Source organism: Pseudomonas sp. KH_046_1 (assembly GCF_057839025.1).
This window is the reverse complement of sequence record NZ_CM174481.1, coordinates 3,030,467-3,046,539: the sequence shown is the minus strand read 5'-3', so window position 1 is coordinate 3,046,539 and position 16,073 is coordinate 3,030,467. Positions and strand designations below refer to the sequence as shown.

Annotated in this window: 14 protein-coding genes; 4 read left to right on the top strand and 10 right to left on the bottom strand. The window is 60.3% G+C overall.

Going from position 1 to position 16,073, the window contains the following annotated elements:
- Window positions 1-35: 35 nt before the first annotated feature.
- Both AC3IT9_RS14075 and AC3IT9_RS14070 read left to right on the top strand, forming a co-directional pair.
- Entirely contained in the window at window positions 36-1,106 is a 1,071-nt protein-coding gene (locus tag AC3IT9_RS14075) for a sugar phosphate isomerase/epimerase family protein (protein ID WP_150723894.1), read from the top strand.
- A gap of 51 nt (window positions 1,107-1,157) precedes the next feature.
- Window positions 1,158-2,423, top strand: a complete 1,266-nt coding sequence (locus tag AC3IT9_RS14070; protein WP_150723895.1) for an MFS transporter — start codon at window positions 1,158-1,160, stop codon at window positions 2,421-2,423.
- A gap of 66 nt (window positions 2,424-2,489) precedes the next feature.
- Here AC3IT9_RS14070 and AC3IT9_RS14065 read toward each other — a convergent pair whose 3' ends face one another.
- Window positions 2,490-4,280, bottom strand: a complete 1,791-nt coding sequence (locus AC3IT9_RS14065; RefSeq protein ID WP_489273414.1) for an acyl-CoA dehydrogenase C-terminal domain-containing protein — start codon at window positions 4,278-4,280, stop codon at window positions 2,490-2,492.
- Between the two features lie 83 nt (window positions 4,281-4,363).
- Between AC3IT9_RS14065 and AC3IT9_RS14060 the strand changes: the two genes are divergently transcribed.
- Window positions 4,364-5,281: a LysR family transcriptional regulator gene (locus AC3IT9_RS14060; protein WP_489273513.1), complete on the top strand. Its 918-nt coding sequence runs from the start codon at window positions 4,364-4,366 to the stop codon at window positions 5,279-5,281.
- A 19-nt stretch (window positions 5,282-5,300) separates the two neighbouring features.
- On the opposite strand, the gene AC3IT9_RS14055 is transcribed toward AC3IT9_RS14060, so the two are convergent.
- The 7 genes from AC3IT9_RS14055 to AC3IT9_RS14025 are packed head-to-tail and all read right to left on the bottom strand — an operon-like array spanning window position 5,301 to window position 11,595.
- Entirely contained in the window at window positions 5,301-6,668 is a 1,368-nt protein-coding gene (locus AC3IT9_RS14055; protein WP_489273413.1) for a sensor histidine kinase, read from the bottom strand.
- On the bottom strand, window positions 6,665-7,327 hold the full coding sequence (locus AC3IT9_RS14050; protein WP_150723897.1) for a response regulator: 663 nt from the start codon (window positions 7,325-7,327) through the stop codon (window positions 6,665-6,667). The genes AC3IT9_RS14055 and AC3IT9_RS14050 overlap by 4 nt, the downstream gene beginning before the upstream one ends.
- 11 nt (window positions 7,328-7,338) lie before the next feature.
- Window positions 7,339-7,983: a tetratricopeptide repeat protein gene (locus tag AC3IT9_RS14045; RefSeq protein WP_489273412.1), complete on the bottom strand. Its 645-nt coding sequence runs from the start codon at window positions 7,981-7,983 to the stop codon at window positions 7,339-7,341.
- Window positions 7,980-8,789, bottom strand: a complete 810-nt coding sequence (locus AC3IT9_RS14040) for an SDR family oxidoreductase (RefSeq protein ID WP_150723899.1) — start codon at window positions 8,787-8,789, stop codon at window positions 7,980-7,982. Before AC3IT9_RS14040 ends, AC3IT9_RS14045 begins: the two co-directional genes overlap by 4 nt.
- On the bottom strand, window positions 8,776-9,450 hold the full coding sequence (locus AC3IT9_RS14035) for an iron-containing redox enzyme family protein (protein ID WP_150723900.1): 675 nt from the start codon (window positions 9,448-9,450) through the stop codon (window positions 8,776-8,778). Before AC3IT9_RS14035 ends, AC3IT9_RS14040 begins: the two co-directional genes overlap by 14 nt.
- Window positions 9,447-10,928: an AMP-binding protein gene (locus AC3IT9_RS14030; protein WP_489273411.1), complete on the bottom strand. Its 1,482-nt coding sequence runs from the start codon at window positions 10,926-10,928 to the stop codon at window positions 9,447-9,449. Before AC3IT9_RS14030 ends, AC3IT9_RS14035 begins: the two co-directional genes overlap by 4 nt.
- Entirely contained in the window at window positions 10,918-11,595 is a 678-nt protein-coding gene (locus tag AC3IT9_RS14025) for a thermostable hemolysin (protein WP_150723902.1), read from the bottom strand. Before AC3IT9_RS14025 ends, AC3IT9_RS14030 begins: the two co-directional genes overlap by 11 nt.
- Before the next feature lie 322 nt (window positions 11,596-11,917).
- Between AC3IT9_RS14025 and AC3IT9_RS14020 the strand changes: the two genes are divergently transcribed.
- Window positions 11,918-12,196, top strand: coding sequence for a DUF2790 domain-containing protein (locus AC3IT9_RS14020; protein ID WP_150752812.1), 279 nt, complete (start codon window positions 11,918-11,920; stop codon window positions 12,194-12,196).
- Window positions 12,197-12,334: 138 nt separating this feature from the next.
- Here AC3IT9_RS14020 and AC3IT9_RS14015 read toward each other — a convergent pair whose 3' ends face one another.
- Entirely contained in the window at window positions 12,335-14,461 is a 2,127-nt protein-coding gene (locus tag AC3IT9_RS14015) for a TonB-dependent siderophore receptor (protein WP_489273410.1), read from the bottom strand.
- Between the two features lie 231 nt (window positions 14,462-14,692).
- The gene (locus tag AC3IT9_RS14010; RefSeq protein WP_489273409.1) at window positions 14,693-16,048 is read right to left on the bottom strand and encodes a dicarboxylate/amino acid:cation symporter; all 1,356 of its coding nucleotides are present in this window, start codon (window positions 16,046-16,048) and stop codon (window positions 14,693-14,695) included.
- Window positions 16,049-16,073 lie beyond the last annotated feature (25 nt).

Here is a 16,073-nt window from a genome sequence, read left to right as displayed (position 1 = left end):
CGGTAGACCCGGTGTCTGAACCAGGAACGACTCGAATGAACAATAAGATCCAGGAACGATTCAACGCCTTGCTCAGCCATAAGGCTGTCGAGGCCGAGGCTCCCCCCCTACTGACCGAGGCACTGGCCCGCCAGTTGCTCGACCGACTGGCGCAACTGCGCCTGTTTGCCCATGCCTACCCCTTGCTGACCAACCTGACCCACGGCCGCGTCACACCGGGCGACCTGCTGGACTTCGCCTATCGCCATGAACTGCAGGGCCTGAGCCTGCACTTGCTTGATGGTGAGGAAAACAGCCTGAGTCAAATGACCGCCGCGCAGCTTCAGGCGTTCGCTGCCAAGGCCAATGCTCTCGGGCTGGACGTGCATCTGGAAATCAGCAGCACCCTGAAAAAGGATGTCGATCAAGTGATCGCCATCGCCAAGGCGCTGGGCACCCGCAATATCCGTGTCTACTCACGCTACGAAGGGGCGCTGTCCCGGGTCATGGACGTGATCGAGTCAGACCTGCACTACCTCGCGCAACAGGCAGACGAGCACGACCTGTTCTTCGACTTCGAGCAGCATGAAGAACTCAAGAGCGGCGAGATCGCGCAACTGCTGAGCCGTCTGAACCACCCTCGCCTGCACGCCCTGTTCGACTTCGGCAACATGATCAATGCCTGCGAGCAGCCCCTTGCTGCACTGCGCAACCTGGCGCCGCACATACGCCAGACCCACCTCAAGGGTGTGCGCATCGTGCCTGAGCAAAACGGCTTCGGGCATTACGGCGTGCTGCAAGGCTGTGCCGAAGACGACCTGCCCAGCGCACGCATGTTGTTCGAACTGCTGATGCTCGGCGAATCAACCCCGCAAGTGATCGCCTTCATTCTTGAGCAGGAAAACCACTACGTCGCCCCGGCCTTCCGCCAGTTCGACGAAGCCGCCGACCCGTTCATTGCGTACCGGGAAATGAGTGAAACAGCGTTGCCCGAAGGCTTCTCGCTGGAGCGAATGCTGGCCGATGAGCACCGTTGGGCAAACAACCAGGTCGCCTACGTACGAGGTCTGCTGGCCGAGTTCCGAACCCTGGCCGAGTTGACCCTGGCCCATTGCGCTAACGCCTGAACCTGACGTGCCGACCGGCACTGCCTACCCAAAAACGCCTGGAGAACAATAATGACATCCCAAGACAAGGCCAAATGGCTCAGATTCCTGATTCTCATCCTCGGTGGCGGCACCATCTACAAGCTGGCGAATCTCAAAGACGCCTTTTATATCCCCATGCAAGAATTCATGGGGCTGTCCCACACTGAAATCGGCGTGCTGCTGAGCGCCAACGCCATCATCGCCACCGCACTGTTCGTGGTGGGCGGCATGCTCGCCGACCGGTACGACACGCGCAAGCTGATCCCCCTCGGCCTGATCGGTACCGGCGGCCTCGGACTCTACCTGGCGACCTTTCCGCCCTTCAGCAATCTGCTGGTGGTGTTCTGCCTGCTGGCCGTGTGTGCCGACTGCCTCTTTTGGCCTTCGCTGCTCAAAGCCATCCGCAACCTGGGCGACGATAAGGAACAGGGGCGCCTGTTCGGCTTGCTCGAAGGCGGGCGTGGCGTCATCGATACCCTGGTCGCCTTCTCTGCGCTGGGCGTCTTCGTCGCCATGGGCTCCGGTGAAAACGGCCTGAAGTCGGCGATCCTGTTCTACTCGGTCATCGACATTCTTGCCGGTACCCTGACCTGGCTGCTGCTCAAGAGCGGCAAAACCCAGTCGACCGTCAAGCCGAAGAACGGGTTGTCCAACCTGCTCGAGGCCATCAAGGTGCCGGGCATCTGGCTGGTCAGCCTCAACGTGTTCATGGTCTATATCGTCTACTGCGGCCTGACCTATTTCATTCCCTACCTCAAGGAGATGTACGAACTGCCCGTGGCCCTGGTTGGCGCCTACGGCATCATCAACCAGTACTTCCTCAAGATCCTGGGCGGCCCTGCTGGCGGCTTCATTGCCGACAAGCAGTTCAAGAGTTCCAGCCGCTATCTGAAGTGGGCATTCCTGGCGTTGTTGCCGATGATGGGCGTCATCATGCTCATCCCGAAAAGCCCGGATTACATCTACGCAGGCATGGCGGCCACCCTCTCCTTCGCGCTGATTGTGTTTTCCATGCGCGGCGTGTTCTGGGCACCCATGGGTGAAGTCGGCATTCCCCAACACATCACCGGTTCAGCCTTTGGGATCGGTTGCCTGATCGGCTATGCGCCGGGCATGTTCGCCTACGTCATCTATGGCGCAATCCTTGACCACTTCCCGGGTCAACAGGGCTACAACTACGTGTTCTCGTTGATGAGCGTATTGGCCATTGTCGGGTTCATGGTGTCCAGCCTGCTGTATCAAGCGGTCCGCAAGAATGCCACGATCACTGGCAAGGTCAGCGCCGCGCAAGCCTGAACATAGACGGTGTATGCAGCGCGGCGGTAACCGGAGTCTCTCGGTTACCGCCGCACGCTGCTGCCATCAAAATGCGAAATCGGCCTCGTCCATGGCCATCAGGCAATGGGCTCCGCCCCGAAGGCTTTCACGATGGCCACTGGCACGGGGCAGCACCCGACGCCAGTAAAAATCCGCGGCTTGCAGCTTGGCCCGATAGAACCCGGGGTCGTCAGTACCTGCGTCCAGCGCGGCTTGGGCACGCACAGCCGCCTGCAACCACAGCCCGCCCACCAGCACGTAAGCGCTGTACGCCAGGAAGTCCACCGACATGGCGCCGATTTCCTGCACATCACGCCGGCACGCCTCGACCACCTCGACACCCAGTTCACGCCACTCGGCGAGACGCCACTGCATGGCCTCGGCCATTTCCCTAAGCGCGGCTTGCGAGCCAGCCGCATCGACATGCACGGCCAGTTCATCGATCAGGGCACCCAGTTCCGTGGCGCCATCGCCCAGCACCTTGCGCCGAAGCAGATCCAGCGCCTGGATACCGTTGGTCCCCTCGTATAGCTGGGTGATACGGCTGTCGCGCATCAACTGCTCCATGCCCCACTCGCGGATGTAACCGTGGCCGCCGTACAGCTGAACGCCCAGGCTGGCGACTTCCTGCCCGACGTCGGTAAAGAAGGCCTTGACGATCGGAATCAGCAGCGCCGCCCGACGACTCGCGTTCTGGCGAACCTCGGGTTGCGGGTCGCCGTGTTCGAGGTCCAGTTGCAGGGCGGTGTAGGCCGCGAGCAAGCGGCAGCCTTCGCTCAAGGTTTTTTGCGTCAGCAGCATGCGCCGGACATCGGGGTGCACGATGATCGGGTCGGCGCTCTTGTCTGCCGCCACCGGACCGCTGATGGCCCGCGACTGCAGGCGCTCGCGGGCATAAGCGAGACCACCCTGGAAGGCGGCCTCGGCGATGCCCAGTCCCTGCAAGCCAACCTGGAAGCGTGCATCGTTCATCATGGTGAACATGCACGCCAGCCCCTGATTCGGTTCACCAAGCAACCAGCCTTGTGCGCCGTCGAAGTTCATCACGCAGGTTGAAGCGCCCTTGATGCCCATCTTGTGTTCCAGTGCGCCACAGCTCAGAGAATTGCACGGCCCCGGTGTTCCATTGCCAGCGGCAATGAACTTGGGAACCAGGAACAGGCTGATGCCCTTCACCCCGGCCGGCGCATCCGGCAAACGGGCAAGCACCAGGTGAATGATGTTGGCGGTCAGGTCTTGCTCGCCGCCGCTGATGAAGATCTTGCTGCCGCTGACCTGATAACTGCCGTCGGCTTGAGGCTGGGCACGGGTGCGCAGCAGGGCAAGGTCGGTACCGGCCTGGGGCTCGGTGAGGCACATGGTGCCGGACCATTCACCACTGACCATTTTTTCCAGATAAGCCTGTTTGAGCGCCTCGCTGCCATGCCGATGCAGAGCCAGCACCGCGCCTTCGGTGAGGCCGGAATAAATGCGAAAGGACAATGAGGCGGCCATCAGCATTTCGTGGAAACTGGCCGAAATCAGCTGCGGAAAACCCTGGCCGGCGAACTCCTGCGGTCCGGTCATGCTCGCCCAGCCGTTATCGACGTACTGCCGGTAGGCGTCGCGAAAGCCCTGGGGCGTGGTGACGCGTCCGTCGATCAGCTGACAGCCCTGCTCGTCACTGTTGCGGTTCAGCGGTGCGACCACTTCGGTGGCGAAGCGGGCGGCTTCTTCGAGGACACCGTCGATGGTTTCCCGGTCCAGCCCCTTGTCCAACCGTTCACAATGGCCGCTGACATCGAACACTTCGTGCAGCACAAAACGCATGTCGCGCAGGGGAGCTTGATACTTCATGGCGGGCCTCATGGGTTGGCGCAGTGGAAAAGATTGCCGTCACCCTAAGCAGGCGCCTACTATTTTTGAAATTTCATTTTCATATGCCTGGTATTTGCAATTTGAATTTAAAAAGCTTCGATCTGAATTTGCTCCGGGTGCTCGATATGCTGCTGCGCGAACAGAACGTGTCGCGAGCGGCCGAGCGCCTGGCCCTCAGCCAGCCCACCGTCAGCAATGCCCTCGCCCGCCTGCGTTCACTGTTCGACGACCCCTTGCTGGTGCGCGTTGGCCGTCACATGCAACCCACCTCCCGGGCGCTGGCGCTGGAGGGACCGATTCGCGCGGCCTTGCAACAGATCGAACAGACACTCAATGCCGGGGAAACCTTCGACCCACGCCTGAGCCAGCAGCAGGTGCGCATCGCCCTGACCGACTTTGTCGAACAGCTGTGCATGCCGCCCTTGCTGGCGCGCCTGGGAGAACTGGCGCCAAACCTGCGTATCGACGTTGCTCACCTCGCCCCCAGCCTTCCTGCCGAGCTACTGGACCGGGGTGAACTGGACATGGTTCTGGGACGCTTCGAAGAAGTGCCGGCGCGCTTCACCCGCCGGGCCTGGCACAGCGAAACCCTGCGACTGGCGGTGCGCAAGCAGCATCCGCTGGCACACGACCCACTCACACTGGATAACTTCCTGGGGCTGCGCCATCTCTGGGTCAGTGGCGGCCAGTCGCGTGGCATGGTCGATCAATGGCTGGGCAAGCAAGGCCTGTCGAGGAAAATCGTCTACACCACACCCAACTACCTGCAAGCGGCGCACCTGGTCGCCCATTCAGATTTGAGCGTCGTCCTGCCGACCCAGTTGGCCAATCAATTCGCGCAGTTGCTACCGCTGCAGGTGTTCGAATTACCCTTCGACGTCGGCTCGTTCCACCTCGAACTGGTGTATCTGGCACAACGCCAACATGAGCCGGCACTGGCGTGGCTGATCGAACAAATCCTGGCGGTACGGCCGGCTTGAACGGACGCCCGGCATAACCTCAAAAGCGGCGGATTTCTAACGTAGCGCGTAATCCTCCATGGGTACGGTTCTCCAGTTTGATCCGCCCACCAAAGCGATCGGCAATGGCCTTGACGATGGTCAGCCCCAACCCTGCACCCTGGTCATTTCCGCGGCTGTAGAAACGCTCGAAAAGCCGATCGCGATCCTGCTCATTGATGCCCGGCCCCTCATCCTCGACAGACAGCTCGTAGCTGGTTTCCTTTTCGACCAGCCTTACAGTGATGACTCCGTTCCGGGGGGAGAAATTCGCCGCATTGGTCACCAGGTTGTTCAAGGCAATATCAATCGAGGTTGGGTCGACTCTCGCAAGGCTGATGTCGTCGCTCACATCAAAAACCAGTTCAAGCCCCTTGCTCAGCAACCAGGGCGTCAACTGAACCAGGCTGTCGCGAACGGTGCTGGCCAGATCAACAGGTGCAGGCGGTTCAGTCCCTGCTCCAGGCTCAATACGAGCCATCGTCAGCAATTGATTGACCAGTCGGCTGGTACGGTCCACGCCGGCAATCAGGAATTCGAGCGATGCGCGACGGTCCTCTTCACTCCCCGCCTCCATCAGGTTTTCCGCGTGGATCCTGAGCACGGCCAGGGGTGTACGCATTTCGTGGGCGGCGTCGGCGATAAAGCGTCGCTCGCGCCCCATGACTTCCTGAATTTGCGCGAGCATGCGATTGAGGGCGGCCTGCATGGGCTCAAGCTCAGTGGGTAGCGGCGTCAATTGCAAGGGTTCGAGTGAGCCGGGCTTGCGGGCCCGCAGCGTTGCAGCCATATTGACCAGCGGCTTCAATCCCCAGCCGATGGCCAGCCAGATCATGGCGGCCAGCAACAGACTCCCCAGGATATTGGGCCACAGCGTGTGGCGTACGATCCGGTCCACCAGGTCCATTCGCACATCGTCCCGTTCGCCGACCCAGATGCGCAGGTTGTTCTGCTTGTCTTCAAGCAGGAAGGCGCGCCAATGCCGATTGTTCAGGTCGACTACATCGCTGAAGCCTGGTGTGACCGCCGGTGTGCTGAAGGACGGAGAACTGGCCGTATGTACCAGCACTTCGTTCCTGGCGTTCCACACCTGAAACGCAATCTTCGTTTCATACGGATGCCCCTCGGCCCTGGGCGTCGCCTCGTTCAGGGCCTGGTTGAAAGCCTTGTACAGATCCGCATGGTCCTTGCTCACCATGGGCATACGCATGACGCCTTGCAGCAGGCGAGCGTTCTGGGCCAGATGGGCATCATAGACTTCGGCGATTTCGTGGTTGCTGTCGTGCAGATTGAACACACTGATCACGGCCAGCCCGGCGAGCATCAGGCCGATGATCAGGATCAGGGTGCGACGCCGGATCGAGCTCATCGACGCTCCTCCACCAGGTAACCGATACCACGGACGGTGCGGATCAGATCGGTGGAGAACTTCTTGCGCAGGTGATGGATGTGCACTTCCAGGGTGTTGCTTTCGGCCTCCTCGTTCCAGCCGTACAGCAACTGCATCAGATGATCGCGAGTCATTACCCGGCCGGGTGGCGAGAGCAGTTCGTGGAGCAACTGGTACTCCTTGGGTGTCAGGGCCACCGGCTCGCCTTTGTAGCTGACTTGCTGGGTGCCGGGGTTCAGGCTGATACCGGCGTGCTCGATCAGCGATTGCCCACGCCCGGCGCTGCGCCGCAGCAACGCACGTATGCGCGCCTTCAATTCTGCCAGGTCGAAAGGCTTGATCAGGTAGTCATCGGCGCCAGCATCCAGGCCGGCGATGCGGTCTTCGGTGGCATCGCGCGCGGTCAGGATCAACACCGGCAGGTTGGAACCGCTGTCGCGCAAGCGCCTCAGCACTTCGAGGCCGTCCATGCGTGGCAGGCCAAGGTCGAGCACCGCCAGATCGAAGATTTCACTGAGCAGCGAGTGCAAGGCGCTGGTGCCGTCCTGCAACCAGTCGACGGTATAACCTTCACGGCCGAGGGCCTGATGAATGCCCTCGCCGAGTGCCACGTCATCCTCTATGAGTAATAAACGCACAGGGTCTCCTGTCAGCCGAGTTGCTTGTTCACGTCCACCAACAGCGTCTCGATCTCCTTGCGGCGCCCGGCATCAGCGCTCTCGCGGCCAGGTCGAGGCGCAGCCAGCAAGGCTTTTTGCAGCGCTGCCCTGGCTTCGACATAACGCTTCTGACGGTAGAGGTGATCGCCCCAGAAGTACAGGCTGTCGATGCCGTTGGGGTTCATTTGCAATGCCAGCTTGAGCAACTGTTCGGCCTTGTCCGAATCGCCGAAACCGATGGGCCAACCCGGTACGCGGTCATAGAGTGCCCCCAGGCTGGTATAGGCTGAACCTTGCAGGGCCTTGGGGTCCAGCGTAAGGGCTTTTTCCAGGTCAGCCTTGGCGTCCTTGACCTTGCTCAGCGCACCCAGCCCTCCCTGGGCGCCTGCCCAGCTACTGGTGACAATGCCAGACCAGATCCAGGCCTCAGCCACCGTTTGGCGTTCCTGCTTGAAGCTCGAAGCCTGAGCGGCCAGTTTTTCAAAAGCCGCGGTTCGTTGTCCCTCGGGCAACTCGTACTGAATGTGCGCCCAGCTTTGCTGGATACCGTTGAGACGCTGCTGGTCGGCGGCATCCAGCGCCCAGACACTCTGGCTCAATGCGCCAAGCAGCAGGCAAGCGATGATCTTGTTCATGGTTCGAGATTCTCCTGGTCGGGTTTCTGGCTCAGGCGGCGGATCAGTGGCAATTGTTTGCGCAAACCACGGTCCACCAGATGGGGCAGGAGGCTGTTCAGGCGTACAAAAAAACGTTCAGGCCAGCCCAGGTACAAGTCGCGACGTTCACCGGCAATGGCGTGAATTACCGCAGCCGCCACGGTTTGCGGATCGTCGACATTGGCTTTGAGCGCATCGTTCAGCGCCTGGGCTGCCGGGCTGTTCATGCCGGTACGGGTCGCTCGCGGGGCAACGTAAAGCACGCTGACCCGGGTGTCCGCCAGCTCCCGGCGCAAGGCTTCAGAGAACCCGCGCAGGGCGAACTTGGTGGCGCAGTAACTGGCGTAGCCGGGGTAGCCAATGGAGCCATAGGTCGAACCGACGTTCACCACCATGGCACTGTCGGCTTGCTTGAGCAGAGGCAACATCAGTTTTGTCAGGCACATCGGCGCACTGATGTTCACCGCGAGCATCGAATTGATCTCGCTGTCGTCCAATTGTTCGAGCATGGCGAAATGGTTGACCCCGGCGGCATTGATCAGCAGGTTGATGCCGCCGATGCCTTGGGCCCGCGCCAGCACCTCGCGGCGGTCGGTGAGCAACGTCAGGTCTGCACGGACCCAACACAGATTGCGGGGATAAAGCTCCAGCAGCGGTACCAAGGGTTCCCGATGCCGAGCCACGGCCAGCACCTGGGCACCACTGGCGCACAGTGCGGTGGCGATGGCCAGGCCGATGCCGCCACTGGCACCGGTCAACACGACGCGAGCTTCAGACAGGCGCATGCAGGTTCTCCCCGTTACGCGGCAAGCCACGAAACATATCGGCGTAGAGCCGGTACACCACTTTGGAGGCATGAATGACGGCGGCCTGGTCGCCCGGGTCTTCAAGGCTGTTCATCAGTCGACGGTAGGTCTGCATATGTTCGATATCCAGTGAGCCGTGGGAACTGAGGTAGCTGAAGGCGCTTTCCGGCAAGTCCAGGCGCTGGCGAATACTGCCAGCGGCGTGGGTGGCCAAGGCGATGCTCGTGCCTTCGAGTACGTTGACCATGCCAAAAAGTCCCACCGGATTGTCCCTGGCGATCAGGTCGTAGAGGAAGCTGACCATCAACTCGATAGGCAATGACGGGCGCCCGTCCCGTACAGCGTCCCTGTCGCCGCCGCAGGCTTGAATGTCATCGAGTACCCATTGTTCGTGGCCGTATTCGTCCTCGATGTATTCACATACCGCTTCGCGCAGCCATTCCAGGCGCAATGGCAGGCGCGCACCGCAGGCCATCATCAATGGCACGGTATGGCGCACGTGGTAATAGGCCTGTGCCAGAAAGCCCCGGTAACTTTCCAGGCTGACGTCGCCCTGCAGCGCATCACGGATGATCGGCAGGTTGAACAGCTCATTGCGTTCTTGCTCGGTGGCTTGTTGCAGCCTGTCAAAAAAACTCATGGTGCGGATTCCTCGGAGAATGCAGATTCGCTCAATTGCCCTCGGTAGCGTTCGACGATGGCGTCACGGCGGGGTCGGCCATTGGCGGTGAGCAAGCCGTTGGTGGCAGTGAAGGGTTGGTCGAGCCGGCTCCAGTGATGGACCTGGGCGTACTCGGGCAAAGACTCGTTGGCCTGGGCCACGGCAGCGGCCAGTTGTTCGTCGGTACAGTCCGCGCGATGGGGCCAGAGCAGCGCATGGTTGTGAGGCATGGCCTCGCCATAGACGAAGGCCTGGGCGACAGGCCCGCGCTGGGTCAATTCGGCTTCCACCCACTCGGGGTTTACGTTGCGTCCGAAACTGGTGACGAACTGATATTTCTTGCGTCCCTTGAGGTAGAGAAAACCCTCGGCGTCGAACTCGCCGAGATCGCCGCTGGGCCACCACTGGGCGGTGTGCGGCGCTTCTCCCAGATAGCCCAGCAAGGTTGCCCCCTTGATCAGCACTTCGCCGTCGTCCGCCAGGCGGATCTCCACATGGGACAATGGCCGTCCGACACTGCCGGTGCGCCGTGCTTGTGGGCGATTGAGGCACACTACCGACGCGCACTCGGACAGCCCGTAACCTTCATAGACGGGCATGCGCACCCGTTGAGCGCGATGCAGTAGATCTTCGCTGACCCGGGCACCGCCCACGGCGGTAAAACGCAGATGCTGTGGGTCGAAAGCCTGCTGCTCGGCCGCACTGACCAGCATCAGCAACAACTGCGGCACCAGAATCAGGCTCTGGGGCGAACGGCTGGCCAGGCATCCCAATAGCTGGGGCACATCCACACCGCTGGCGCCTTGAATCCCCAGGGTTTTCTGGCTGGGCAGGCTCAAGGTAGCGCCGGCATACAGTGCGGCGTAACAACCGATGTTCTCCAGCAAAATGGCCAGCGGCAGCAGCGCCAGGTGGTGTTGCGGGGCGGTGGGCTGGCTGGCCAGGTCCAGCTCGCGAGCGACTCGCAGAATGCTCTCGGCACTCAAGCACACGCCCTTGGGTGTGCCTGTGGTGCCCGAAGTGAAGGTCAACTTGGCGGTGCCTTCAGGCATCCGGTTCGGGCCACTGAATGTGCAGTGCCAGAACTCGCCACACGTCTGATATCCAGCCACTTGCAGTTCGTTGTGCAGTTGCTGTTCGGCAATGACGTGTTCGGCCTGGCTCTGCTCCAGGCAATGCTTGCGTTGCGCCGGACTGAAAAAAGGCGGCAAGGCCACGCAGGTCAAGCCCTCGAACAACGCGGCCAGGTCCCAGAGCATGGCTTCGACGCCATTGTCCAGTGCCAGGGCGACCACCCTGACCCGCTCATCGCGCAGGCGCTGCTGGCGATAAATGACCTCGGCATACAGCGTGGCGTAGTCCAGCTTCAGATGATCGCCCCACAAGGCAATGGTGTTGTTTTTTTGCTCCGCATGATGACGCAGGGTCTGTTTGAAACGCTCCATTTCAGGCGACATGGCAGGCCCCTTCAATAGAGGTTGGCAAGCCCAGGCGGCTGAACAGGCCAATGTTGCGCAAATGAATGAATCCGGAGCGGATATTGCCAACATGAACCCACGGCTTGCTTTCGTAGTAACTGCCCCAGGCGTGGCGGTCCTCGCCCAGACGCGCCGGGTCGGCAGCACACAGCGTCACGGGCTTCAAGCCAAGGCGATGAAAGCTATTGACCAGCCCCAGGTTCCCGGTGAAGGCAACCCATTCCAACCCCCCCATGGCGAGCAAGTAGGTCATCGCGATGATGCTCATCCGTGCGCTGCCGGTGTCGCTGGCAGCCAGGTTGCCTACCTCGACGATGGCTGAGCGGCCTACGGTGTGGTCGGCCGCGGCACTGATCAGCGGATCGATCGCCTCGTCCAGGTAACCTTCCAGGAACAGCGGCCCGGCGCTCGCCAGACGTACCCCGACCACCGCACAAAGCGCGCCGGACGCATCGCTCATGCCAAACAGCTCCGGCATGAAATGGCGAATATCGGCACCGTGGGCCTTACGAAAACGTTGCTGGATAAAGGCTTCGAAGGCGCTCCGTTGCGGAGCGTCCGGCAAGGCCCTGACGAGATACATCTGCTGTGTTTCGGCCAGGCCAAAGTGCAGCGGCAACTGAACGTTCCAGTTGAAATCGGACATTGAAAAACATCTCCCCGGATCAATTGGGGAGAAGTATCAAAGGCATTTCTTAACGAAGTCTGAAGGTGACAAAACAGATTGTCGCCTTGCGTGTCAGTCCGTCATGACATGTCATGACCTCCTTCAGAAACGGACTTTGCCCAACAAATACGGCGTTTAAAGGACGAATGGTCGAGAGGCGTCAAGCGCGGGGAATTGCCGGGAGTTTGTAGCCACTACAGGCTTTTCAGGCAGGCGCGTTCGTCGCGGTGAAGTGAACTTCACTTTCTCAACGTGTCACATTAGGTCCCTGTCAAGTGAAATCCAGTAGAGGTAAAGCCTTATGAGCATGGCCACAATTGTCAGTGCCGTGATTTCCAGTCTCGCACCCAGTGTCTTCGACCAGAACAGCCTGCAAGAACCCGGCGCGCATGTCTCAGCCGTCGATTACCACTACGGAATGGAAATCGATGTGAAACAGGTGCTGCAGCGCACCGATACATCCGACAAGACCGGCGTGGTACCGGTGACTGTGGTCTACCTGGACAGCGAGGGCGAGGTTCACAAGATCCGTTTTCTCGAATGGGGTGGAAGTGCCGCCGACCCCACCAGCATTGCCTGATCCGCTCGCCGAATGGGTTCCAGGCCAAGCCTGCGCGCTGCAGGCCGGAACCCCCGACTGGTTGGCCACGAGATACTCGTGGCGCGGATGGTCCGGGAGCAAGCCTGAAGGCGCCGCAACGCGCGGCATTCATCCGGACTACAACGTGTAGGAAACACCGACCTGCACCGTTCTTGGTGCCCCTGGATAGGCGTAAACGTTGCCGAATGCGCCCTCCTCATAATCTTCGTCCGTCAGGTTCTTAACATCCAGGTTGAGCCTGATCCTGTCGTTCACCTTGTAGTAGCTCAGCAGGTCGACAACGGTGTAGCTGCCCATCGAAAACGCCGTGTTGGCCGTCTGCCCTGCACGCTCATCGACGTACTTGAGCCCGGTGCCAAGCCCCAGTCCCTTGAGCGCGCCATCCTGGAACTCGTAGACGTTGAGCAGGCTGAAGCTGTTCTGCGGGATGTTCATCAGCCGGGTGCCGGACTTGATGACGTTGTCCTTGGTCACTTCGGCATCGACATAGGCGTAGCCGCCGATCACCCGCCATTGCGGGGTCAGGTTGCCGGCGATGTTCAGGTCGAAACCACGGCTGCGCACCTCGCCTGCCGCCACGCTGAACGTCGAGTCCACGGGATCGGTGGTGAGTACGTTGCGCTTTTCGATCTGGTAGATCGCCGCGTCGACACTCAATTGACTGTCCAGCGCTTCCCACTTGATACCCAGCTCATAGGACTTGCCCTTTTCCGGTTCGAAACCACCGCCCTGGCGACTGGCACCGGTATTGGGCTTGAACGAGCGGGCCGTATCGGCATAGATCGCCACGGTGTCAGTGAGGTCATAGGTCACGCCAACGCGCGGGGTCACCGCATTGTCGCTGGCCTCCCAGCTTTTGCCGCCCGGCACAAAGGTTTGGTAATCATGCTCGAAGCGCTCGAAACGGGCCCCGGCCAATACTCTCAAACGCTCGGTCAAGGCCACCTGATCCTGGACGAATGCCGCGTAGGTCTTGAGGTTTTCCTTGTCATTGGTCGGGGTGCGGGTCAAGGCTGGACGCGGCTGGCCATACACCGGGTTGAAGATATCGATCGGGTAGGCACTCACGGCGCCGCTTGAGCGCTGGATGATCGACTTGTAGTCGTAATCCTCGTACTCGACGCCGGTCAGCAGGGTGTGATCGAAACCGCCTGCGGTGAAATGTCCGGTGAGGTTGAGCTGGGTGTCCTTGTCCGTCCACTCCAGCTTGCGGTAGTTGAAGTTACGGCCCAGGGTGCGCCCGTCCGCGGCCACACCGTTGGCTTCGACCGCATTGCCCTCGAGGGTGCCGTCGAGCCATTGGAATCCGCCGCCCAGCGTCCAGTTATCGCTCAGCAGATGCTCGAACCGCAGCTGCGCCATGTTGTTGTCATTGTGCAATTTGCCAACGTCTTTTTCGCCGAAGAAGGTATCGCGGGACGCGGTGCCAATCTGATTCGGATAGCGCGTCACGCCGCGATCGAGCGGGTGATTGTTGCGCATGAAGTCGCCTTCGAAAATCACCTTGGTGTCGTCGGTGACCTGCCAGGACAGCACCGGCGTCACGCCGTAGCGTTCGGTTTCGACATGATCGCGGAAGGTATCACCGCCCTCACCCACCACGTTCAGGCGATAGGCCAGGCGGCCCTCTTCGTCCAACGGGCCGGAAGCGTCCAGCGTGCCACGCTTCATTCCCTGATCATCGAGTTGGCTACCCAGGGTCACAGTGGGCACGGCCAGGGGTTGTTTGGAGATGACGTTGAAGGTGCCGCCCGGATCGCCTCGGCCATAGAGCATGGTCGCCGGTCCTCGCAGCACTTCCAGTCGCTCGATGGTGTTGGCATCGGGCATGTTCGGATAGCCACGGTTGATCGGGAACCCGTTGCGATAGAACTCCCCGGTGGTAAAGCCACGCACGGTAAAGGTGGTCAGGCCCTGGCCACCGAAATTGTTGGCCCGCCCCACACCACCGGCGTAATCGAGGGCGTCCTGCAGTCGGGTGGCACTGATGTCCTCGACGACATCCCTGGTGACCACGCTGATGGACTGTGGGGTTTCGTGGATCGATGTGTCGGTGCGCGTGGCGCTGGCCGAACGCGTCGCGCGATACCCGTCAACCGGCCCCAGGGCGGTTTCAAAGTCCGATGTGCCAACGATGTCAGTCGCTTGCAACTCCAGACTGGATTTATCGGTAGTTGCCTGCTCCGCCCAAGAGGAAGCGGAGAGCGCCTGAAGCACGCAGATAGACACCAGAGTACGACGCATCTAGGAAACCTTGTGAAAATAGCCAAATGGGACGGCATACATGCCAATAAATCGCGGCGCATGGTATACCATGTCACCACGTCTTGATACGTATTCTCATTTGAATTTTCTGAACGCGACCTGGTTCATTTCAAATCGCCGCTGGTTCAAACCCCCCCTGTCGAAGCCGCCGGCATAACAATAAAGGGCCCCGAAGGGCCCTTTGCACTCAGGACGTAAGCCCCCGGATATCTACACTCGTGAAGCTTGGTCAAGGCCGGGCAACAAGGGACTGTTCTTTGTCGATGAATGGACATGAACAACCTCCGCCCGCACAGCCTCGGGCTTCTGCACTTCGACCTCACCATTGAGTGCCTTGTGCATTTTGACGGTGTCCAGCGCCCCGACCCATTTGGCGATCGCCATGGTGCCCACGCCATTGCCGATTGTATTGGTGATTGCCCGCGCCTCCGACATGAACCGGTCGACGCCCAGCAGCAACACCATGCCCGCCACCGGTATGGTGCCCAGGGAAGACAAGGTGGCGGCCAGAATGATGAACCCGGAACCGGTGACACCTGCCGAGCCTTTGGAGGTGAACATCAGTACCGCCAGCACGATCAGTTGATCGGTCAGGGTCAGCGGCGTGTTGGTAGCCTGGGCAATGAATATCGCGGCAATGGTGTAGTAGATCGCTTGCCCGTCCGGGTTGAAGGTGAGGCCGGAGGGAATGATCATCCCGGCGACGGGTTTGGACACCCCGGCCTTCTCCATTTTGGAAATCATCTGTGGCAGCACCGACTCCGAAGAACTGGTACCCAGCACGGTGAACAACTCTTCCTTGATGAACTTCAAGAACTTCCACAGGCTGAATCCGCTGTAGCGGCAGATCGGGCCGAGGACGAAGATCACGAACACGGCACAGGTGAGATAGACGCAAGCCATCAACTTGCCCAGAGAGAACAGCGAGCCGAAGCCATACTTGCCGATCGTGAAGGCGATGGCACCAAATGCGCCAATCGGTGCCAGGCGCATGACCATGTTGACGATGCGGAACATACCCTGCATCAGGCTATCGAGCGTATCGACGAATGCTTTGCCCCGTGGCCCTACATGCGCCAGGGCGATGCCCAACAGAATGGAAAACAGCAGGATCTGCAGCACATTGCCTTTGGCGAAGGCATCCACGATGGTGTCGGGGATGATGTTCATGACGAAGTCCATGAACGATGCATGTTTCACGGCCGTGGTGTAGGTGGCCAGGCTGGTGGTGTCGAGGGTGGCGACATCGATGTTCATGCCGGCACCGGGTTTGAACACATCGACCACCACCAGGCCGACCACCAGCGCCAGGGTCGAGACCACTTCGAAATAGAGCAAGGCCCGAAAGCCCACACGCCCCAGTTCCTTCATGTTTTCCATGCGGGCAATCCCTGTGACCACGGTCAGGAAGATCACCGGAGCGAGGAGCATCTTGATCAATTTGATGAAGGCATCGCCCAAGGGTTTGAGCGCAGCGCCGGTTTCGGGAACGAACACGCCGACGATGGCGCCGAGGATCACGGCGATCAGCACTTGCACATAGAGTTTGCCGAATATTCTTTTCATGACAGGACCCTGATTTTTTATTGTT